We start from the raw sequence: 21,093 nt of genomic DNA, 5'->3' as shown, positions 1-21,093 counted from the left end.
GACGGCTCCGATTACAGCCGGTCCGATTGAACCCGGGCCGGGGAAGGCCTAGATTGTGCGCAAATGGACTGGTTCGGTGCCGGAGAATATGAGATCGCGCGGCAGGTGCTGCAGCGCGGGGTGGCTGCCTGCTACCTGATCGCCTTCGTTTCGGCCGTCAACCAATTCCCCGCGCTGCTCGGCGACCATGGCTTGCTCCCGGTGGCCCGTTTTGTGGCCCACGTGAGGTTCAGCGAGTCGCCGAGTATCTTCCACTGGCATTACTCCGACCGGATGCTGCGTTCCCTGGCCTGGTCCGGCGCCGCCGTGGCGGCCGCGCTCGTGGCCGGCCTGCCGCAGCTCGGGCCGCCCTGGCTGCCGATGGTCGCTTTCCTCCTGCTTTTCGTGGGCTACCTGTCGATCGTCAACGTCGGCCAATCCTTCTACTCGTTCGGCTGGGAGAGCCTGCTGCTGGAGGCCGGTTTCGTGGTGGCTTTCCTCGGCTCCGAGCAGGTGGCCCCTCCGCTCTTCGTGATCCTGTTCTGCCGCTGGCTGCTCTTCCGGCTGGAATTCGGCGCCGGCCTGATTAAGATCCGCGGCGGCCGGGAGTGGCGAGACCTGACCGCCCTCTATTACCACCATGAGACGCAGCCGATGCCGAACCCGCTCAGTTGGTTCGCACATCACCTGCCCCCGTGGTTCCACCGTGGGGAGGTGGTCGGCAACCACTTCGCGCAGCTGGTCGTGCCGTTCTTTCTCTTTGCACCCCAGCCCGTCGCATCCGTCGCGGCCCTGATCGTGATCCTGAGCCAGTTCTGGCTCGTGCTCACCGGCAACTTCGCCTGGCTGAACTGGATCACCATCGTGCTGGCCTTCTCTGCCGTCGACGACGCCACGCTGCGCGCGGTGCTGCCGTGGCTGCCGGCCGGGGAGGCCGCACCGGATGGCCCGCTCTGGTTCATGATCGTGGTCAGCCTGGCCACGGCCCTGCTTCTGGTGCTCAGCTACTGGCCGCTTCGCAACCTGTTCGCCCGCCGGCAACTGATGAATGCGAGCTTCAACCGGTACCACCTGGTGAACGCCTACGGTGCGTTCGGCACGGTCACCCGGCAGCGCCACGAGGTGGTCGTCGAGGGCAGCGACGCCGTCGACCCGACCGACGAGTCGGGCTGGCGCGCCTACGAGTTCCGCGGCAAGCCCGGCGACCCCGAACACCGGCCCCGCCAGTTCGCGCCGTACCACCTGCGCCTGGACTGGCTGATGTGGTTCCTGGCGCTCGGCGACCCGGGCACCCGCTGGTTCGAGATGTTCCTGGCCCGCCTCCTCGAGGGCGACCGACCCACGCTGCGGATGGTGCGGGTCAACCCGTTCCCGCAGGCCCCGCCGCGCTACGTGCGCGCCCGGGTCTACCGCTACCGCTACTCCACTCCAGACGAACGCCGCGAGACCCGGGAGTGGTGGGTGCGCTCGGAGGTCGGCCTGCTCGTGGCCCCCATCACCCTGACCTGGAGGTACCGTGCCTGACGTCGTCGGGGCTCGGCGGCAGCACCTCGGGCGCCCGGAGCTTGTCGATCTCGCGCCGTTCGCGCTTGGTGGGACGGCCGGCGCCGCGGTCCCGCATCGGGAGGAGCGCCACCTCCTCGCGCGGGGGCGGCGGGGGAGTCTGGTCGACGAAGCACTCCGCCGCGACTGGCGCGCTGACCCGTTTGACCATGATCTTCGCCACGACCAGGATTCGGTCGAAACCGCTGATGCGCACCCGCACCTCGTCGCCGATCCGCACGGTCTGCGCGGACTTGGCCCGCTCACCGTTCACCTTGACGTGACCGGCTCGGCAGGCGGCCGTGGCCTGGGAACGGGTCTTGAACATCCGCACGGCCCAGGTCCAGCTGTCGACACGGGCGGTGGTCAGAGGCTCCATCCCTCGACTCTACGGCCCCCAGGCCCGAACGGCCCGCACCCTAGAAAGGCCCGAGCAGCACCCAGGCGATCAGCAGCATGGTCACCAGGAATCCGGTCAGGAAGTTGAGCCAGAGAAAACGCTTCCAACCGGCGTTCGCGGTCTCGGACCGCTCGTCCGACACCGACCGGAATGGCCAGGCCGCCAGAATGTAGGGCACCGCGAGCACCGAGGCCAGCAGCCCGGGCCAGCCTGTCACAAGCATGAGCAGCCCGGCCAGGGCCCAGAAAGCGATCGCGAGGCGCACGGTCCGCGCGGCGCCGAGCGCGGTCGCGATCGAGGCGATGCCGCCTTCCCGGTCGGGCACGACGTCCTGCACCGCGCCGAACGCGTGGCTGGCCATGCCCCAGAGGAAGAACGCGGCGAGTAGGGCAACCAGGCCGGGCGTCACGACGGCGCCGGCCGCCACGAGACCGTAGACGGCGGGGCTGACGAAGTGGGTGCTCGAGGTGATCGAGTCCACGATCGGGCGCTCCTTGAACCGCAGTCCCGGAACGGAGTACGCGGCGACCGCGAACAGGCTCACGGCCAGAATGAACCACGACCACGGATGCTCCGCGCCGGCCAAGACGAGCATCGCCACCAGAATGGGCACAGCCGTCACGATCCCGGAGACGAGCACCGTGCGGTGAAGGACCGGGTCCAGCATGGCTCCCTCGACGCCGCCCTTGCGCGGGTTGCGCAGGTCGGACTCGTAGTCGAAGACGTCGTTGATTCCGTACATCAGCAAGTTGTACGGAATGAGGAAGAACAGGGTTCCCACCAGCAGTAGGGCGTCCACCCGGCCGGTAGCCACCACATACGCGGCGGCAAACGGGAACGCCGTGTTGATCCAGCTCAGCGGCCGCGACGAGAGCAGCACCTGCCGGGTCTTCCAGAGCGGCGGGGTGCGGGTTTCAGCCATTCGGTTTTCTTTCCAGCAGGGCCCAGAGGGCGGGCAGCAGGAGTGCTGCCGCAACGGGATAGGCGAAGTCTTCGATCGGGGCCAGGCCGATCCGCACTCCGAAGATGCGGCTGGGATCGTAGTCGACCAGTCCGACCCCGATCATAATGCTGTCGAAAACGGCCGTGAGCACGAGCACGGCGGCCACGGCGATCCCGGCGGCACGGATCCTGTGCCGGGAGAGCCGGCCACGGCGCGCAGCCGCGAGGAATACCGCCGCGGCGAGCAGCAGGAAGACGGTGTTCAGGAGCAGGTAGGTCATCCGTCGCTCCCCTCGTCGACGCCGGACCGTTCGGCCCGGGCGGCGAGCAGCAGGCGCGCCCCTTGAACGGCGTTCATGGTGAGGTAGCAGAGGAAGGTGAGGAAGAAGAACTCCTCCACGGGCAGCTCCGGGGCCAGCTGCAGACCGGTCATCAGGGTCGTCTCGCCCCGGTAGAAGATGCCCAGTCCGATTCCGAACAGGTCCCAAGCGAGGAAGTACACCAGCCCGGCGCCGAGCACGATGGCCGCTCGCACCGGGTCCCGCCAGAAGAACAGCCGGAAGCGACGGTCGAGCAGCACCATCGCCCCCAGGCTGAGAAGCAGGGTCAGCAGATACGCGAACGTCACAGCGTTACCGGATTCACTGTGCTGCCGGAGTCACTGGGCTTCCGGCAGCGGCGCCCGCACGGAGTTCGGCAGCGGTTCCGGCAGCGGTCCCGTGCTCGTGTCCGAGTTGATCCGCTTGAGGAGAATTTCAGCGCTGATCAAGCACATCGGAAGTCCGATGCCCGGGATGGTGGTGCCGCCGGCGTAGAACAGACCGCCGACCTTCGCGGAGGCGTTGGAGCCGCGCAGGAATGCGCTCTGCCGCAGGGTGTGCGCCGGGCCGAGGGCCCCGCCACGCCAGGAGTTGAGGTCGTCCGCGAAGTCGCCGGGTCCCACCGTGCGGCGCACCACGATCCGCTCCGCCAGGTCGGGAATTCCGGCCCAGTCGCTGAGCTGTCTGACGGTGTCATCCGCGATCTTTTCGATCGCGGCGGAGCCTTGGCCGTTGATCCCGCCGTGGCCGAGGCCCGGGTCGGCGGGGATCGGCACCAGCAGGAACATGTTCGTGTATCCCTCAGGGGCGACTCCCGGGTCGGTGGCACTGGGCATACAGGCGTAGAAGGAGGCCGGCGAGGGCACGCTGGTCTTCTTGCCGAAGATACGGCCGAAGTTCTCGGCCCAGTCCCTGGTGAAGAACAGGCTGTGATGTTTCAGCTCGGGCAGGTCTCCCTTGATGCCGAGCATCACGAGCACGGCGCCCGGACCGGAGACGCGCTTCTGCCACCAGCGCTCGGGATAAGTCTGCGCGGATGCCGGGAGCAGCTCGGTTTCCGTGTGGTGCAGGTCGGCGGCCGAGACGACCGTGTCGGCCTCGAGGGTGACACTGGTGCCGTCACCCGTGCGATAGCTGACCCCGGCGACGGCGGTCGCGGCGCCCGGGGTGGTGTGGATCGCCGTCACGGTCGCCTCGGTGATCACGGTCACGCCCTGAGCTTTCGCGATGTCGGCGATGCTGTCGATCAGCCGGGTGAACCCACCCTGCGGGTAGAGCACGCCGTCGGCCATGTCGAGGTGGCTCATCAGGTGGTACATCGACGGGGTCTGGTCGGGGGAGGAGCCGAGAAACACGGCCGGGTAGCCGAGGATCTGGCGCAACCGGTGGTCCTTCACATAGCCGGCCACGAACTTGTCCAACGGCTGCAGCAGCAATCGGCCCAACCGACCGAGCCGCTTCAGGACATCTGGAACCAGCAGGGGTGTGAAGGAGGCGAAGCTCGTGTACAGGAACCGTTTGACTGCCATGTCATATGTCTCTTTGGCCGAGACGAGATAGCGGTCGAGGGCCGCGCCCGCACCGGGTTCGAGGCTTTCGAACAGACGGATGTTGTCGGCCCGCTCGGCCGCGATATCCACCGGCTGTGTCGTGCCCTCGAAGAAGACCCGGTAACCCGGGTCGAGGCGGGTCAGGTCGAGCTGTTCCGCGGAGGATGTGCCGAACAGCCGGTAGAAATGGTCGAACACCTGCGGCATCAGGTACCAGGACGGGCCGGTTTCGAACCGGAAGCCGTCGACGTCCCAGAACCCGGCGCGCCCGCCGAGGGTGGCCTGCGCCTCGAGCAGGGTGACCTGGTGGCCGTCCCGGGCCAGCAGCGCGGCGCTGGCCAGTCCGGCGATGCCGCCGCCGATGACAACGGTGCGCCTGGTCGGTGCGCTCATCGCTTCCACGCTCCCGGTCCGAACGACGCGGTGAGTGCAATCATGATTTTCTCCGGATCCGGCACCCGTACCCGGGCGCTCATCAGTGCTCGCGCGGGGGTGACTCGCAGCTTCGCCGACAAGCGGGCGAAGAGGTGGTGTGCAGCGGTGACCGCGCGGCGGCTCCCCACCGGGAGCATGGGCAACACGCGGGCCGCCGCGTCGAGGTCGGAGTCCATGTCGTCGAGGAGTTCGTTCTTCTGTGTTTCGGTCATGGTCAGCAGGTTCACACCGGGAAAGTAGTTGCGGCCGAGGGCGTCCCGATCTGCGGCGAGGTCGCGCAGGAAGTTGACCTTTTGGAAGGCCGCGCCGAGGCTCCGGGCACCGGCCTCGAGAACCTGGAGCTCATCGGTCGTGCGCGGCGTGTCCTGCACGAAGCAGCGCAGACACATCAGCCCGATCACCTCGGCCGAACCGTAGATGTACTCGGCCACTCCGGCCGCGTCGAACGGCGACGGGTCGAGGTCCCGGCGCATCGAGGCGAAGAAGGGTGTGGTCAGGCTGGTGTCGATTCCGGCTTCCCGGGCGGTCGCCGCGAAGGCGTGCACGACCAAATTGGTGCTGAAGCCCGACCCCATCGCCTGGCTGGTCTCCCGTTCGAGCGCGTCCAGCAGGTCGCGCTGGCCGTCCACGTTCACGCCGGCCTGGCTTGCGGCACCGTCCACGATCTCATCGGCGACCCGTACCAGGGCGTAGATGGTGCGCACCTGGCTGCGCACGCGCGGCTCGAGGAGACGGGCCGCGAGGCCGAACGAGGTGGAATAGTGGCCGATGACCGTGGCGGAGCTGGCCCGGGCCGCGGCGTTGTACTTCGCGATGCCGGTATGGTCGGCGGGGCTGTCACGTTTCATCGGCTGCGATTCACGGCCGTGCCTGCCAGGGTGGTGAGCAGCTCGCGCAGGGGCGCCGGTACGGCGGCCGTGTCGAGCGCGGCCACGGCGCGATTGCAGTGGTCGGTGGCCAGCTCATCCGTTGCCTGCAGGGCGCCGCAGTCACGAAGCAGGTCGCGCACGGTGTCCGCTTCCACCTCGGTGAGGTCGGCCTTGCCGATGAAGGGGGCGATCTCTGGCCAGCCGCGGGTGGTGCCCGCGTGGGCGATCAGGGTCGTCTGCTTGCCTTCCCGCAGGTCGGTGAGCACGCTTTTGCCGGTCTTCTCCGGGTTACCGAAGACCCCAAGGACGTCGTCGGTCAGCTGGAAGGCCACGCCGATCAGGCGGCCGTAGGCGCCGAGCACGTCGATCGCCTCGGCCGAGCCGCCGGCCAGAATGGCGCCGGCCTGCAGGGGAGCCTCGAACGAGTAGACCGCCGTCTTCTGCTCCAGGGTGGAGATGACCTGGGCCACCGTGAGCGGATGCTTCGACGCGGCGTTGGTGACGTCCGCCAGTTCCCCGGCAGCGGAGACGAACACCGCTCGATCGAGCAGGTCGAGCAGGCGGCCGCGCAGTTCGAGCTCGACCGGCAGCATCGCGAGGGCGCGGTGGGCCTCGCTCAGCGCCAGATCGCCGGCCAGGATCGCGGCCGTCGCGGCCCACGCCCCGGCCTGGTCGCCGGCTCCGTGGGCGAGGGCGCGCTCGGTGAACTGCCCGGCGATGTTGGCCACGCCGCGGCGGGCGAGGTCGTGGTCAATCACGTCGTCGTGGATCACGAAGGCCGTGTGCAACAGTTCGAAGCTGACCGCGACCGGAGTGGCCAGGGTGAGGTCGGTGCCGCCGAGGCCGGTGAACGCGGCCAGCACCAGTGCGGGGCGCACACGCTTGCCGCCGCTGCTGGCCTGCTCGAGAGAGTCCCAGAGCGCGACATAGTGTTCGCCGTAGTCGCTGGCGCGCAGGCGCGCGGCAGCGAAAAAGCGCTGCAACTCCGTCCCTACCCCGAGCGTCTGGATTTCATGCATCGAAACTGGTCAATTCCTGGAGCTGTAGCCCCAACCAGGGGCTGAACGCCCACGGGGCGTCCCGCACCGAGCGCTGCAAGGCGGCCGGCTCCACCCAGGCAAATTCCATGACCTCGTTCGGGTTGGGTACGGGGTCGCCGGTGGTGCGGGCCAGGTAGACGGGGCAGATCTCGTTCTCGACGATGCCGCTGCTGTCGACGGCGCGGTAGCGGAAGTCAGGCAGGGTGACGGTCAGGTTCGCAATCGAGAGTCCGAGCTCGAACAGCGCGCGCCGCTCGATGGCAGCGGGAAATTCCTCGCCCGGGAGCGGATGGCCGCAGAAGGAGTTGGTCCAGACGCCCGGCCAGGTCCTCTTCGACAGGGCGCGTCGGGTGACGAGAACCTCGCCCGCCGGATTGAGCACATGACAGGAGAAAGCGAGGTGGAGCGCGGTGTCCGTGTCGTGCACACTGAGCTTCGGGGCCGTGCCGATTTCGCGGCCGGACTCGTCCAGCAGGACCACGAGTTCTTCGAGCACTTCGACCGGCCGCATTAGCCATCCCTTCGGGTGATTCAGTCACGATACCGGAAAAAATACCTAACCTGATTAGCTAAATTCGAGGCTAGCACGGGGCCCCGTCCGAACGGTCCATTGCGGGGCGTCGGGAGGCCCGCACGGCATCCGTCGGCCGAACGCTTAAACTCGTGGGGTGCCCACCCCCGCTGCAGACCATGTGAACGCCCTTCTCGCCTCGTACCAGGATTTCCCGCAAGTGGGCATCCTCTTCCGCGACCTCAACCCGGTGTTCGCCGACGCCGCCGCTTTTCGAGCGCTGATCGACGAGCTCGCCGGCCGGTTCCAGGGTGAATTCGACGCGGTGGCCGGCATTGAGGCCCGCGGCTTCCTGCTGGCCGCGGCGATCGGCTACGCGGCGGATGTCGCCGTGCTCGTCGTGCGCAAAGGCGGCAAGCTCCCCGGATCGGTGCTGAGCGAGGAGTACGACCTCGAGTACGGCTCGGCCTGCCTCGAGCTCGAGATCGGCCAGCTCGCGCCGGGTGCCCGCGTGCTGGTCGTCGACGACGTGCTGGCCACCGGCGGCACGATCGCCGCGACCGCCCGCCTCATCGAGCGCGCCGGCTACCGCCTGACCGGCGTCGGCGTCGTGCTGGAGCTGACCGAGCTGGTCGGCCGAACGCGCCTCGGCGACGCCCCCGTGCACGCCATCGTCGCCCTCTAGCCCGCCCAGGTATCCAGCCGGCGGGGCTCGCTCGTCGTGGCGCACCCTCTGGAAGCCGGCGCACGTTCTACCGTTCGCCACCATCCATAACCTGTGCCGCGAGTCGAACGCGACTCGACACGGTGCGGATTCACGGGACCGTGGCGCATGCTTGAGCCATGAGCGCAAACGGTGACGGGTGGGTGTACGGGCCCGACGGCCGCAAGTTTTGGGGTCTTTTCGGGGCGGCCGGCCTGCTCGTACACCACGAGGAGCTGGGGGTGCTGCTGCAGCACCGCGCGCTTTGGAGCCACCAGGGTGACACCTGGGGGCTGCCCGGTGGGGCGCGCCACGAACACGAGAGTGCGCTCGAGGCGGCTCTGCGGGAGGCCGGCGAAGAGGCCGGCGTGCCACCGGGCCTGGTCTCCGTGCAGTTCAGCTCCGTGCTCGACCTCGGTTTCTGGTCGTACACGACGGTCGTGGTGCGCGCCACGGAGCGCTTCGAACCCGTGATCAGCGACCAGGAGAGCATCGCGCTGCGCTGGGTACCGACCCACCAGGTCGACGCGCTGCCGCTGCATCCGGGCTTCGCCACCAGCTGGCCGGCACTGCTCGCCCGCCTCTGAACCCGCACCGTCATGAAACCCGCACCACCTCGCCCGGTGACTTATCCGGCCGCCAGCCGCGCCAGACCGGGTGGCGCAGTCGCCCCGTGCCGGTCCATTCGGAGAATTCCACCTCGCCCACCAGCACCGGGCGCACCCACCGCGCATCGCGGGCGCCGGCAGGCGGGATGCCGGTGAAGGGGTTGTCCACCGCAGCGATGGCATCCAGTCGCGCCCGCAGGTCCTCGAGCTCTGCGTCCCGGAACCCGGTGCCGACCCGGCCGATATAGGTCAGCGTGTCTCCGTCCGGAATCCCCAGCAGCAGGGAGCCCACGGTGTCGGCTCGGCGCCCGTTGCCCGGTCGCCACCCGCCGATCACCGCCTCCTGGGTGTGATGGTGCTTGATCTTGATCCACGATCGGGACCGCCGACCGGCCTCGTAGCGCCCATCCCGGGTCTTGGCGACGATCCCCTCTAAGCCGAGCTCGCTGCTGGTCGCCACGGCCTGGGCGGAGTCGCCCGCGAAGACCGGCGGCACCTGCACCGCACCGGACCCGGTGACAATCTCCTCGAGCACGCGGCGCCGGGCCGTGTACGTCAGCTCGAGTAGCGGCTCCCCGTCACGTTCGAGCACGTCGAAAGCCAGAAACCGCACCGGGGTGGATGCCTCGGCCGCCTCGATCTGTCGGCGACCGGTCAGCCCCAGCCGCGTCTGCAGCAGCCCGAAGTTCGGCCGACCGCCCGCGTCCATCGCGACGATCTCCCCGTCGAGCACCGCAAAGTCGGCCGAAACCGCCCCCGGCAACGCGCGCACCAGCTCCGGGTACGCGTGCGTGATGTCGTTGCCGTTCCGGGTGACCAAGCGCACGTCCGCGCCAAGGCCGGCGGCTCCGAGATAGGCGAGCGCACGGATGCCGTCCCACTTCATTTCGTAGGTCCACTCGTCGTCCTCGGAGAGGTCGGCGATGGAACCGGGCGTGGCCAGCATGGGCCCGTACCGTGTGCGGCGTGCGGACCGGCCGCCCGTTTTGGCCGTCGCGCCCACCCCGGTGCCCACGTCCCCGGCCCGCCGGGCCGGCCGTGTCTTGATCAGGTGGATCAGCCAGTTCCGGTCGGCCCCGTCCGTGCCCTTCGTGCGGATCAGGGCGAAGCGCCGCGTGCCACCGAGCCTGCCGCCCGGTTCGCCGTGCAGCACGGCGATCACCTCGTCATCCCGCCACTTCTCCAGCTCGTAGCTGCCGTGGTCCCAGATGCTCATGGTGCCGGCCCCGTATTGGCCGGCCGGGATATCACCCTCGAACGTGGCGTATTCGAGAGGATGGTCCTCGGTGCGCACGGCGAGCCGATTCTTCGCCGGATCGGTCGGCACCCCGCGCGGCAGCGCCCACGACGTCAGCACCCCGTCGTGCTCGAGCCGAAAGTCATAGTGCAGGTTGCGGGCGTGGTGCTCCTGAATGACGAATGACCGACCCGCGGATGCGTAAGGCGCACCCGTCGGCATCGGCTCCGAGGTGCGGGAAGCGTCTCGTTTGCCGAGGTAGACGGCCAGCGCACCAACCCCCGCCCTGGAGCCTTTATCGGCCTCGTCACCGGCACCCCCGGCATCCGTGGTGCCCCGGCCGGAATGTGCCTCGAGCAGCGCGGCCAGCGGGTCCCCGCTACGCTGCACCCGGTGCATCGCCTGCTTGTAGTCGATCTGTGCGAGCCCGGGGGAGGCCAGTTCCCGCCAGGTGCGCGGCATGGCCACCATCGGATGCAGCGTTCCGCGCAACGAATACGGGGTGATGGTCGTCTTGTGGGCGCTGTTCTGGCTCCAGTCCACGAAAACCCGCCCCGGTCGCAGTGCCTTCTTCATATCGCTGACGATGAGGTCCGGATGGTCGGCCTCGAGCGCCCGAGCCAGCTCGTGTGCGACCTGGGAGACCTGGTCCGAGGTGTGCGTGAGGTCCAGCGGTGCGTAGAGGTGGATGCCCTTCGACCCGCTGGTGACCGGCAGGGGGTCCAGGCCCATGTCCCTCAGGATGGCCCGGGCCAGACGGGCGACCTCCGCACACTCGGCGAGGGTGACCCCGTCGCCGGGGTCCAGGTCGATCACCAGCCGGTCCGGGTTGCGTGGGCGTCCACCCCGGCCGAACTGCCACTGCGGAACGTGGATCTCCAGCGCCGAGATCTGGCCGAGCCAGGTCAGCGTCGCGAGGTCGTTGACCAGCGGGTACTCGCTCACGTGGTTCGAATGCTGGATCGGTCGGCGTTTCACCCAGCTCGGCGTCGCCTGGTCCAGGTTCTTCTGGAAGAACACGTGTCCGGGTGCGTCCCGGGTGCCCACACCGTGTACCCACCTCTTCCGGGTCGCCGGGCGATTCGCGGTGTGCGGGATCATCACGTCGGCGATGAACGCGTAGTAGCCGAGAACGTCGGCCTTCGTGGTTCCCGACTCCGCGTAGAGCACCTTGTCGAGATGCGTGAGTGTGATCCGGTGTCCGCCGACGGTGACGACCTGGCGGGAGTCGGGGGAGGGCGGCCGCTCGTTCATGGCTCCAGCATGCTCCCGGGGCCACAGGGTGCCTAGCCCTCTCGGCGCACCGGGTGTGTACTGGAGGGATGAGATCGATCTGGAAGGGCGCGATCACCTTCGGGCTGGTCAATGTGCCCGTCAAGGTCTACAGCGCCACCGAGGACCACGACGTCGCCCTGCACCAGGTGCACGACGCCGATGGCGGGCGCATCCGTTACCAGCGCCGGTGCGAGCGCTGCGGACGGGTCGTCGACTACGCGCACATCGACAAGGCCTGGGACAGCGGCGACAAGACGGTTGTCATCACCGACGAGGACCTGCGCACGCTGCTGGCCGAGAGAAGCCGCGAGATCGAGGTCGTCGAGTTCGTGCCGAGCGAGCAGCTCGACCCGATCATGTTCGAGCGCAGCTATTTTCTCGAACCCTCCGGCTCGCCCAAGGCCTACGTTCTACTGCGGCGTGCGCTCGACGCCACCGACCGCACCGCGATCGTGCGGTTCGCGCTGCGGCAGAAGACCCGACTCGGTGCCCTCCGGGTGCGCGGGGACGTGCTGCTGCTGCAGTCGCTGCTGTGGGGCGACGAGGTGCGGGCCGTTGAATTCCCGGTGCTCCAGGAGTCGGTGCGCATCTCCGCCCAGGAGCTCGAGCTCTCGGCCGCACTGGTCGACTCCTTCGCCGCCGAGTTCTCGCCGCAGGATTTCCGGGACGACTATCAGGACCAGCTACGCGAACTGCTCGAGGTGAAGCTCGCCGCGGGCGAAGCCGTCGACACCGAGCTCACCGTCGGCCGGGAACCCCGGGAGGGCGAGGAAGGCGGGGGAGAGGTGCTCGACCTGATGGAGGCCCTCCGCCGTAGCGTGGAGCGCAGCCGCGGCCAGGCGAAGCCGGACGCGTCGGATAAATCCGAGAAACGCGCCGACAAGGCGCGAAAACGGGTGTCGGGAAACTGACGAGGCCGCATTCCGGTTCGGCCGCCGCGTCGGTAGACTCGGTGATTGTGACAGGGGCAGAGGGAACCGGCGTCAGCTCGAAGGTGATCACCCTGCCCAATCTGCTCAGCATGCTGCGCCTGGCGCTGGTGCCAGTCTTTCTGGTCGTGCTGGTGCGGGGAGAGGATGCCTGGGCGCTTCTGGTGCTGATGGTCGCCAGCCTCACCGATTTCCTCGACGGCTACCTGGCCCGGAGATTCGGCCAGATCACGCGGCTCGGCCAGCTGCTCGACCCGGCCGCCGACCGGCTGTACATCTTCGCAGCCCTTCTCGGACTGGCCTGGCGCGACCTGGTGCCCTGGTGGATCGTCCTGGTCATCGTGGGACGGGACGTGTTCCTGCTCGGACTCGGCGTCATCCTCGCGAATTTCGGATTCGGGCCTCTGCCCGTCCACCAGCTCGGCAAGGTCGCCACCTTCTGCCTCTTCTACGCCCTGCCGATGATCATGCTGGGAGAGGCCTTCCCCGCGGTGTCCTGGTGGTCGCTCCCGGTGGGCTGGGCCTTTGGCATCTGGGGAGCTTTTCTTTACTGGTGGGCAGGCATAATCTACGCCGTCGAGACCGTCCGGGTGATTCGCATTCCGCGGGCGATTCAGCCCGTTCCATCCGATACGCTGGAGGACCAGGAGGTGTACGGTGATTGATTCCAAAAAGACGAATGAACCCCAGCGCAAGGCCGCGCCCGATAACTATTCCAATACCGACACGACGATGACGTTCGGGCAGGAATTCGCGGCCCAGCTGGCATCGCTCGACGGTGACGTCACGGCCGAAGAACAGGAAGCCATCGCGGCTCTGCCCTCCGGCTCGGCGCTGCTCGTCGTTCGGCGCGGCCCGAACGCCGGCGCTCGTTTCCTGTTGGACGCGGACGTGACCACTGTGGGCCGTCACCCCAATGCGGACATCTTCCTCGACGACGTCACGGTATCCCGTCGGCACGCGGAGTTCCTGCGCCACGAAACCAAGTTCGACGTGAAAGACCTGGTGTCCCTCAACGGCACCTATTTCGACGGGGTCCGCATCGACACCGCGCTGTTGCACGACGGCGCCGAAGTCCAGGTCGGTAAGTTCCGGCTGACGTTCTACGCCTCGCGGCACGACCTCAAGCTTCAGGCGAGCGAGTAGTGCCCGCGTCCGCAGCCCAGGCCAGAGCGCCGGGCGCGACGTCACTGCTCAGCATCGGACAGGTGCTTGCCCGGCTCACGCCGGAATTCCCGGAACTGACTCCGTCCAAACTTCGGTTCCTGGAGGAACAGAGACTGGTTGCGCCGGCGCGTACGGAGTCGGGCTACCGCAAATTCTGTGCCGGTGACCTGGACCGGCTGCGCCTGGTCCTCTCCATGCAGCGCGATCACTACCTCCCGCTCAAGGTCATCCGGGGCTACCTGGCCGACCTCGACGCGGGCCTCTCGCCGACCCTGCCCGGCGGGGTGACGCCGGGACCGTCGATGCTGTCGACCGCCCGCCGGCTGGACCGCGACGAACTGCTGCGCGAAGCAGGGGCCTCCGCGATGCTGCTGCACGACGCCGTTTCCGCATCGATCATCCTGCCGGCCGACTTCTACGGCGACGACGCGCTCAGCGTGCTGCGGGCCCTGGTCGAACTGCAGCGCAGCGGCATCGAGCCCCGCCACCTGCGCGGATTCCGCGGCGCGGCCGAACGCGAGCTCGGCCTGATCGAGAGTGCCCTCGTGCCGCTCTCCCGCCGTAAAGACGCATCGAGCCGGGCTAAGGCCGCCGAAATGGCGGTCGAGATCGCCGGCCAGCTCGAAGTGATCCGCGGCAGTCTGATCCGTTCGGCCCTGGGGCGCTTGACCAAATAGTGGAGCCCGACACGCCAATTTACTCGACCGAATGTCGTTGATCAGGACGGTCCCCCTCGGTAGCGTAGATGCAGCGATCATCCGTATCGCAGACCTACCTCCGAGAGGCCATCGTATGAGCGAGCTGAATCAGCGTGACGATGCCTCGCGCTACGGACTCGGCCTTCTCTTCACCGACGGAATGCCCGAGCTCGACGACAACCTTGGCTACCGTGGCGCCGTGGCGGCCCGTGCCGCCGGAATCAGCTACCGTCAGCTCGACTACTGGGCCCGCACCGACCTGGTCCAGCCCACCGTGCGCGGTGCTGCCGGCTCGGGTTCCCAACGTCTCTACGGCTTCCGGGACATCCTGGTTCTGAAACTGGTCAAGCGGCTCCTCGACACCGGCATCTCTCTGCAGCAGATCCGCACCGCGGTGAACCAACTGCGCGAGTCGGGGGTCAGCGACCTCGCCCAGACCACCTTGATGAGCGACGGCGCCAGCGTCTACCTGTGCACCTCCGACGACGAGGTCATCGACCTCGTCAGCCGCGGTCAGGGCGTGTTCGGCATCGCCGTGGGCAAGGTGCTGCGCGAGGTCGAGACGAGCCTGGTCGAACTGGAGACCCTTCCGATCGACCCGTCGGACGAGCTGTCCGTTCGCCGGGGCAGCCGCAAGGTCTCCTAGCGGAACGTTTTCACGCAGTCGACACGATCGGCAAACACTGTGCGGCTGCCCATCCGGTGAACGTTGTCCGGCTAACGCTCCCTGGCTGGTGTTCCGTGGCTAGTGCTGTTCCGCGTACTCGCCGATGCGGGCCGTGCGCAGCACGCGTTCGAGCAACTGATCGAAGTAGCGCGCCATCTCCTGGGCGCTGTCGCCGGGCCAGGTGTGCAGCGGCTTCGCGGCGCCCTGCGCCTGCTGTAGCGAGGTGCGTTCCGGCAGTTGCGGGCTGAGTACGAGTGGGCCGAACATGTCGCGGAGTTCCTTGATCCGGAACTGGTGCTCGAGAGACGCCACGCGGGCACGGTTGACGATGATACCGAGCGGCTGCAGCCGGGGGCTGAGTCCGCGGCGGATTTCTTCGATCGCGCGCAGCGCCCGGTCGGCCGCGGCGACGGAGAATAGGCCGGGTTCGGTGACCACGGCAACGCGGTCGCTGGCCGCCCACGCGGTGCGGGTAAGGGCGTTCAGCGACGGAGCACAGTCGATCAGAACCAGGTCGTAGTCCTTTTCGACCGTGGAGAGTGCCTCTTCGAGCTTCCAGATGTCGCGGATGCTCGGGTGCGGCCCGTCGAAATTGATGGCCGACGGGCTGCCGATCATCACGTCGACGGTGCCGGGGCGGCCGCGCGTCCAGCCGCTGGGAACGATGGCGGCACGAACGACCTTCTCCTTGGGCGAGGCGAGCACATCGGCGATGTTGAGGTGGCCGGTGACCTCGATGTCCATTCCGGTTGACACATCCGACTGCGGGTCGATGTCCACCACCAGGGTTCGCACGCCGCGGGCGAAGGCAGCAGACGCCAGACCCAGGGTCACCGTGGTCTTGCCTACTCCTCCCTTGAGGGAGCTAACGCTTAGTACGTGCACAAGTAGACACGTTACCTTCACTAGTCTTGGAGAACCTAACCGTCAGCTGTGCGCGACGTCACGCTTGAAAGGTCTGCATGTTCACGAAAATTCTTGTTGCCAACCGCGGGGAAATCGCGATCCGGGCTTTTCGGGCGGCTTATGAGCTGGGTGCCAAAACCGTGGCGGTGTTCCCCTTCGAGGACCGCAACTCGCTGCACCGCCTGAAGGCCGACGAGGCGTACCAGATCGGCGAACCGGGACACCCGGTGCGCGCCTATCTCACGGTGAGCGAGATCATCCGAGTGGCCAGGGAGAGCGGCGCCGACGCCATCTACCCCGGTTACGGTTTCCTTTCGGAAAACCCCGAGCTGGCCCTGGCGGCCCGCCGGGCGGGCATCACCTTCATCGGCCCGGGCGAGCACGTGCTCGAGATGGCCGGCAACAAGGTCACCGCGAAGGAGCACGCCATCGCGGCGGGCGTTCCGGTGCTGGGGTCCAGTGCGCCCTCACGCGACGTCGACGAGCTGATCGCCGCGGCCGACGATATCGGCTTCCCGATCTTCGCCAAGGCCGTCGCCGGCGGCGGCGGCCGCGGCATGCGCCGGGTGGCTCAGCTGAGCGATCTCCGCGGCTCCCTTGAGGAAGCCATGCGAGAGGCCAACAGCGCGTTCGGCGACCCGACCATGTTCCTCGAGCAGGCCGTGCTGCGGCCGCGTCACATCGAGGTGCAGATCCTGGCCGATGCGTCCGGCGAGACCGTGCACCTGTTCGAACGCGACTGCTCCGTGCAGCGCCGCCATCAGAAGGTCATTGAGATCGCCCCGGCGCCGAACCTCTCCGACGAGATCCGCCAGCGTCTGTACGCCGATGCGGTCGCCTTCGCCCGCTCGATCGGCTACGTGAACGCGGGCACGGTCGAGTTCCTGCTTGACACGGTCGGCGAACGCGCCGGCGAGCACGTGTTCATCGAGATGAATCCGCGCATCCAGGTCGAGCACACCGTGACCGAAGAGGTGACGGATGTCGACCTCGTGCAGTCCCAGATCCGCATCGCCGCGGGCCAGACGCTCCGCGAGCTCGAACTCACGCAGGACAAGATCGTGTTGCGGGGGGCGGCCCTGCAGTGCCGGATCACCACCGAGGACCCGACCATGGGATTCCGCCCGGACACCGGCAAGATCACCACTTATCGCTCGCCCGGCGGCGCCGGCATCCGGCTCGACGGCGGCACGATCAACCCCGGTGCCCAGATCAGCCCGCACTTCGACTCGATGCTCGCCAAGCTCACCTGCCGGGGCCGGGACTTCCCGTCCGCCGTGACCCGGTCCAAGCGCGCCCTGGCCGAGTTCCGTATCCGTGGCGTGTCCACGAACATCTCGTTCCTGCAGGCCGTGCTCGACGACCCCGACTTCGCGTCCGGCAACCTGAGCACCTCCTTCATCGACGAGCGCCCCGAGCTGCTGCGCGGCCGCGCCTCCAAGGACCGCGGCACGAAGATCCTGAATTGGCTCGCCGACGTGACCGTCAACAAGCCCAACGGGGTGCCGCTGACCCTGCTGAACCCGGCCGAGAAGCTGCCGAAGCTCGACCTGTCCGAACCTGCTCCGGCCGGCTCTCGGCAACGGCTCCAGCTGCTCGGCCCGGCCGGCTTCGCCGCGGACCTGCGCGCCCAGACCGCCCTGGCCGTGACGGACACCACCTTCCGCGACGCCCACCAATCACTGTTGGCAACCCGGGTGCGCACCCGCGACCTCGTCGCCGTGGCCCCGTATGTGGCCCGGATGACCCCGGAGTTGCTGTCGATCGAGGCCTGGGGCGGCGCCACCTATGACGTGGCGCTGCGCTTCCTCGGCGAAGACCCTTGGGAACGACTGGCGTCGCTGCGAGAGGCCCTGCCGAACATCAACGTGCAGATGCTGCTTCGCGGCCGCAACACGGTCGGCTACACCCCGTACCCGACCGAGGTGACCGATGCGTTCGTGCGCGAGGCCGCCAAGACAGGCGTCGACATCTTCCGCATCTTCGACGCACTCAACGACGTCTCGCAGATGCGCCCAGCCATCGACGCCGTGCTGGCGACGGGCTCCTCCATCGCCGAGGTCGCACTCTGTTACACGGGCGATTTACTCGACCCGGCCGAGAAGCTTTACACCCTGGACTATTACCTCCGGCTCGCGGAACAGATCGTGGAGTCCGGCGCGCACATCCTCGCGATCAAGGACATGGCCGGCCTGCTGCGCCCCGCCGCGGCCGAGAAGCTCGTCACCGCCCTCCGGTCACGCTTCGACCTCCCGGTGCACGTGCACACGCACGACACTCCGGGCGGCCAGCTCGCCACGCTGCTCGCGGCCAGCCGCGCCGGCGCCGACGCGGTCGACGTGGCCAGCGCTCCGATGGCCGGCACCACCAGCCAGCCGTCGGCGTCGTCCCTCGTCGCCGCGCTCGCCCACACCGAACGCGACACCGGCATTTCCCTACAGGCCGTCTGCGACCTCGAGCCGTATTGGGAAGATGTACGCCGGGTCTACCATCCCTTCGAATCCGGTCTGCGCGCGCCCACCGGCCGGGTCTACAAGCACGAGATCCCCGGCGGCCAGCTGTCCAACCTGCGCACGCAAGCGGTCGCGCTCGGCCTCGCCGACGACTTCGAACTGATCGAGGACATGTACGCCGCGGCCAACGACATCCTCGGCCGGGTGCCGAAGGTGACGCCGTCCTCCAAGGTGGTCGGCGACCTCGCCCTCTACCTCGCCGCCGTGCGTGCCGACCCGGCCGACTTCGCCGAGAACCCGGGCAATTACGACGTGCCCGACTCCGTGATCGGATTCATGGCGGGGGAGCTGGGCGACCTGCCCGGCGGCTGGCCCGAGCCCTTCCGCAGCAAGGTTCTCGCCGGGCGCAACGTCCGCGTCGGAATCACCGAGCTCACCCAGGAGGAACGCGCGGCCTTGAGCAGCGACGGCCTCACCTGCCGAATGATGCTGAACCAGCTGCTCTTCCCGGCGCCCACGCGCCAATTCGAGCAGATCCGGGAACTCTTCGGGGACCTGTCCGTGCTCGACACGGTGGACTACCTCAACGGTCTCCAGCAGGGCATCGAGCACGCGGTGGAGATCGACAAGGGCGTGCGCCTCTACGTCGGGCTCGAGGCCATCGGCGAGGCCGATGACAAGGGCATGCGCACCGTCATGACCACGCTGAACGGTCAGCTCCGACCCGTGTTCGTGCGGGACCGCAACATCACGGTCAGCACCAAGGTCGCCGAAAAAGCGGATGCCAACCGGCCGGGCCAGATCGCCGCGCCGTTCTCCGGGGTGGTCACCCTCCAGGTCGAGGAGGGCGACACCGTCGAGGCCGGGCAGGCCGTCGCCTCGATCGAGGCCATGAAGATGGAGGCCGCGATCACCTCGCCCATCGCGGGAAACATCGAACGGGTGGCCGTGCCGCGAACCCAGCAGGTCGACGCGGGCGATCTGCTGGTGGTGGTGCGTCCACGCTAGGCTTGGTGCGATCTATCGACGAAGGGACTGATCTTTTTGTCAGATAAGCGCACAGGCGCCGAGGCGTCCGGTCCGGACGCCTCCATCGAGCCTCTCGCCGAGCCGGGAGACGAGTACCACAGCGAACTACTGCCGCACACGATCGTGAACCTGGCGGCGGCCCTGCCGGAGAACCTGAAACGCCCGGCCACGCACACGATCGAGGTCAGCACCCCGGCCGTGGCGCGCGCCGATCGGTTGTCCACAGCCGTCACGGGGGCGGTCCGCGCCCTCTCCGGCCCGGCCGCGAGCGACGCCGTTCCGCACACCCGCCGGGAGAGTCTGCGCCCCGCCGGCGGATCGGCGCCCGAGTCCGCCGCCATGCTCACGCCCGACCGGCTGCTCGCCGTCAACCGTCGCACCAAACCGCCGCCCCGAGGAGCCTGGAACAGTTTCGTCTACTCGGCGACCCTGCATCTGGTAAACCTCGGCGACTCGGCCACGGTGCGCGCCTCCAAACAACTCGACGAGCGCATCCGCAAGGATTTCGAGGGCGGCACCCGCTTCGTGCCGATCCTCACCCGCAAGGGCGGGGTCGGCAAGACGACCGTCACCGCACTGATCGGCATGGCCCTGGCCGATGCCCGCGAAGACCGCATCATAGCCGTCGACGCGAACCCCGACCGGGGCACCCTCTCTGAGCGGGTCACGAAACAGACCCGGTCCACCGTGCGTGACGTGGTCACGAAGGCCGCGTCGATCGGCGGCTATACCGATTTCTCGTCGCTGGTCTCCCGCGACGCGACCCGGCTCGACATCCTCGCATCCGATACCGACCCGCTCCTCTCCGAGGCCTTCGACGAGAACGACTACAACGTCGTCGCCGACCTGGCGGCGCGGTACTACTCGATCATGCTCACGGACTGCGGCACCGGAATCGTGCACTCCGTCATGCGTGCCACGCTGCAGCGGGCCGATTCGATCGTCATCGTCTCCGGGGGCAGCATCGACGAGGCCCGTTTGGCGTCCGAAACGTTGACCTGGTTGGAAGCCAACGGCTACGGCGACCTGGTTCGCAACGCGGTCGTCGCTCTCAACACGGCGACACAGGGCACGAATCTGGTGAAGCTGGAAGAGATCGAATCGCATTTCCGCTCCCGGGTGCGGGAGATCGTGCGCATCCCCTGGGACCCGCAGCTCGCCGCGGGCAGCGTCATATCCTTCGACGATCTGAAGCCCATCACCCGGCTCGCGGCCCGCACCCTCGCGGCCGTCGTCGTGGAGGGTCTGCCGGCCGACCGCGGCGTCTAAACCGATCCGGTACCCCGTACCCCCGCATCCATGACTTGGAGTCACCTTTGCCCGAGCGCCAGATCCGTCTCTTCGGAGATCCCGTCCTCAAAACCGTCTCCGACCCGATCGGCACGATCGACGCCCGGGTGCGGAGCCTGATCGAGGACCTGGTCGACAGCGTGCGACTGCCCGGCCGGGCCGGCGTCGCGGCCTCCCAGATCGGCGTGAATCTGCGCGCATTCAGCTTCAACGTCGATGGCGAGATCGGGTACATCCTGAACCCGGTCCTCGTGGAGGTCTCGGGGGAGCCCGAGCTCGTCGACGAGGGCTGCCTGTCGGTGCCGGGCCTCTGGTATCCCACGATGCGGTACCCGTTCGCCCGGGTGACCGGCATGGACCTCGACGGCACGGCGGTCGAACTCTCCGGAACCGGGATCATGGCGCAGGCCCTGCAGCACGAGACCGACCACCTCGACGGTTTGCTCTACCTGGACCGCCTCGATAAGGAGAACCGGCGGGCCGCCATGAAAGAGGTCCGCGAGTCGAGCTGGTTCTGACCCCAGTCGTTCGGGTCCGAGGCTT

The 21,093-nt window shown here is 68.1% G+C and carries 21 protein-coding genes; 11 read left to right on the top strand and 10 right to left on the bottom strand.

What is annotated here, in order from left to right; all coding sequences use genetic code 11:
• Positions 1 to 63: 63 nt before the first annotated feature.
• Entirely contained in the window at positions 64 to 1,503 is a 1,440-nt protein-coding gene (locus tag E3O62_RS02010) for a lipase maturation factor family protein (RefSeq protein ID WP_134397364.1), read from the top strand.
• Here the strand turns inward: E3O62_RS02010 and E3O62_RS02005 are convergent.
• The 8 genes from E3O62_RS02005 to idi are packed head-to-tail and all read right to left on the bottom strand — an operon-like array spanning position 1,475 to position 7,588.
• Complete coding sequence (locus E3O62_RS02005) at positions 1,475 to 1,900, bottom strand: RNA-binding S4 domain-containing protein (protein WP_134395469.1); 426 nt, start codon at positions 1,898 to 1,900, stop codon at positions 1,475 to 1,477. The genes E3O62_RS02010 and E3O62_RS02005 overlap by 29 nt on opposite strands.
• A gap of 40 nt (positions 1,901 to 1,940) precedes the next feature.
• A complete protein-coding gene (locus E3O62_RS02000) occupies positions 1,941 to 2,843 on the bottom strand; it encodes a prenyltransferase (RefSeq protein WP_134397363.1) in 903 nt (300 codons plus the stop codon).
• Complete coding sequence (locus E3O62_RS01995; RefSeq protein WP_134395467.1) at positions 2,836 to 3,144, bottom strand: lycopene cyclase domain-containing protein; 309 nt, start codon at positions 3,142 to 3,144, stop codon at positions 2,836 to 2,838. Before E3O62_RS01995 ends, E3O62_RS02000 begins: the two co-directional genes overlap by 8 nt.
• Positions 3,141 to 3,491: a lycopene cyclase domain-containing protein gene (locus E3O62_RS01990; RefSeq protein ID WP_134397362.1), complete on the bottom strand. Its 351-nt coding sequence runs from the start codon at positions 3,489 to 3,491 to the stop codon at positions 3,141 to 3,143. Before E3O62_RS01990 ends, E3O62_RS01995 begins: the two co-directional genes overlap by 4 nt.
• A 30-nt stretch (positions 3,492 to 3,521) precedes the next feature.
• Positions 3,522 to 5,126: a phytoene desaturase family protein gene (gene crtI, locus E3O62_RS01985; protein WP_134395465.1), complete on the bottom strand. Its 1,605-nt coding sequence runs from the start codon at positions 5,124 to 5,126 to the stop codon at positions 3,522 to 3,524.
• Positions 5,123 to 6,016: a squalene/phytoene synthase family protein gene (locus E3O62_RS01980; protein ID WP_134397361.1), complete on the bottom strand. Its 894-nt coding sequence runs from the start codon at positions 6,014 to 6,016 to the stop codon at positions 5,123 to 5,125. The genes crtI and E3O62_RS01980 overlap by 4 nt, the downstream gene beginning before the upstream one ends.
• Positions 6,013 to 7,056, bottom strand: a complete 1,044-nt coding sequence (locus E3O62_RS01975; protein WP_134397360.1) for a polyprenyl synthetase family protein — start codon at positions 7,054 to 7,056, stop codon at positions 6,013 to 6,015. Before E3O62_RS01975 ends, E3O62_RS01980 begins: the two co-directional genes overlap by 4 nt.
• Positions 7,049 to 7,588 carry an isopentenyl-diphosphate Delta-isomerase gene (idi, locus tag E3O62_RS01970; protein ID WP_134395462.1) on the bottom strand — a complete coding sequence of 180 codons (540 nt, stop codon included), beginning with the start codon at positions 7,586 to 7,588 and terminating at the stop codon, positions 7,049 to 7,051. The genes E3O62_RS01975 and idi overlap by 8 nt, the downstream gene beginning before the upstream one ends.
• 157 nt (positions 7,589 to 7,745) lie before the next feature.
• On the opposite strand from idi, the gene E3O62_RS01965 reads away from it, so the two are divergent.
• Positions 7,746 to 8,273 (top strand): adenine phosphoribosyltransferase, encoded by a 528-nt coding sequence (locus E3O62_RS01965; RefSeq protein WP_104171284.1) that lies wholly within the window; start codon positions 7,746 to 7,748, stop codon positions 8,271 to 8,273.
• 158 nt (positions 8,274 to 8,431) lie between these two features.
• On the top strand, positions 8,432 to 8,878 hold the full coding sequence (locus E3O62_RS01960) for an NUDIX domain-containing protein (RefSeq protein ID WP_134395461.1): 447 nt from the start codon (positions 8,432 to 8,434) through the stop codon (positions 8,876 to 8,878).
• A 10-nt stretch (positions 8,879 to 8,888) separates the two neighbouring features.
• On the opposite strand, the gene E3O62_RS01955 is transcribed toward E3O62_RS01960, so the two are convergent.
• The gene (locus E3O62_RS01955) at positions 8,889 to 11,390 is read right to left on the bottom strand and encodes an ATP-dependent DNA ligase (protein WP_134397359.1); all 2,502 of its coding nucleotides are present in this window, start codon (positions 11,388 to 11,390) and stop codon (positions 8,889 to 8,891) included.
• Between the two features lie 68 nt (positions 11,391 to 11,458).
• On the opposite strand from E3O62_RS01955, the gene E3O62_RS01950 reads away from it, so the two are divergent.
• The 5 genes from E3O62_RS01950 (at position 11,459) to E3O62_RS01930 (ending at position 14,851) form a co-directional block, all read left to right on the top strand.
• On the top strand, positions 11,459 to 12,322 hold the full coding sequence (locus E3O62_RS01950) for a Ku protein (RefSeq protein ID WP_134397358.1): 864 nt from the start codon (positions 11,459 to 11,461) through the stop codon (positions 12,320 to 12,322).
• 47 nt (positions 12,323 to 12,369) lie between these two features.
• Positions 12,370 to 13,005, top strand: a complete 636-nt coding sequence (locus E3O62_RS01945) for a CDP-alcohol phosphatidyltransferase family protein (RefSeq protein ID WP_255570037.1) — start codon at positions 12,370 to 12,372, stop codon at positions 13,003 to 13,005.
• 67 nt (positions 13,006 to 13,072) lie between these two features.
• The gene (locus tag E3O62_RS01940; protein ID WP_134395511.1) at positions 13,073 to 13,486 is read left to right on the top strand and encodes an FHA domain-containing protein; all 414 of its coding nucleotides are present in this window, start codon (positions 13,073 to 13,075) and stop codon (positions 13,484 to 13,486) included.
• Positions 13,486 to 14,184, top strand: a complete 699-nt coding sequence (locus tag E3O62_RS01935) for a MerR family transcriptional regulator (RefSeq protein ID WP_104171280.1) — start codon at positions 13,486 to 13,488, stop codon at positions 14,182 to 14,184. Before E3O62_RS01940 ends, E3O62_RS01935 begins: the two co-directional genes overlap by 1 nt.
• Before the next feature lie 115 nt (positions 14,185 to 14,299).
• Positions 14,300 to 14,851, top strand: a complete 552-nt coding sequence (locus E3O62_RS01930; protein WP_134395458.1) for a MerR family transcriptional regulator — start codon at positions 14,300 to 14,302, stop codon at positions 14,849 to 14,851.
• A 99-nt stretch (positions 14,852 to 14,950) separates the two neighbouring features.
• Here E3O62_RS01930 and E3O62_RS01925 read toward each other — a convergent pair whose 3' ends face one another.
• Positions 14,951 to 15,757: a ParA family protein gene (locus tag E3O62_RS01925; protein ID WP_134395457.1), complete on the bottom strand. Its 807-nt coding sequence runs from the start codon at positions 15,755 to 15,757 to the stop codon at positions 14,951 to 14,953.
• Positions 15,758 to 15,834: 77 nt separating this feature from the next.
• Between E3O62_RS01925 and E3O62_RS01920 the strand changes: the two genes are divergently transcribed.
• From E3O62_RS01920 to def, 3 genes are read left to right on the top strand one after another with little or no spacing between them, the layout of a single operon-like run.
• Positions 15,835 to 19,239: a pyruvate carboxylase gene (locus tag E3O62_RS01920; protein ID WP_134397357.1), complete on the top strand. Its 3,405-nt coding sequence runs from the start codon at positions 15,835 to 15,837 to the stop codon at positions 19,237 to 19,239.
• A 36-nt stretch (positions 19,240 to 19,275) separates the two neighbouring features.
• Positions 19,276 to 20,529: a MinD/ParA family protein gene (locus E3O62_RS01915; protein WP_241973260.1), complete on the top strand. Its 1,254-nt coding sequence runs from the start codon at positions 19,276 to 19,278 to the stop codon at positions 20,527 to 20,529.
• A gap of 47 nt (positions 20,530 to 20,576) precedes the next feature.
• A complete protein-coding gene (def, locus tag E3O62_RS01910) occupies positions 20,577 to 21,068 on the top strand; it encodes a peptide deformylase (protein ID WP_134397356.1) in 492 nt (163 codons plus the stop codon).
• Positions 21,069 to 21,093: the final 25 nt, after the last annotated feature.

This window comes from Cryobacterium sp. TMT2-15-1, from assembly GCF_004402345.1.
Taxonomy (GTDB): domain Bacteria; phylum Actinomycetota; class Actinomycetes; order Actinomycetales; family Microbacteriaceae; genus Cryobacterium; species Cryobacterium sandaracinum.
This window is presented reverse-complemented; position numbering and strand designations above follow the sequence as displayed.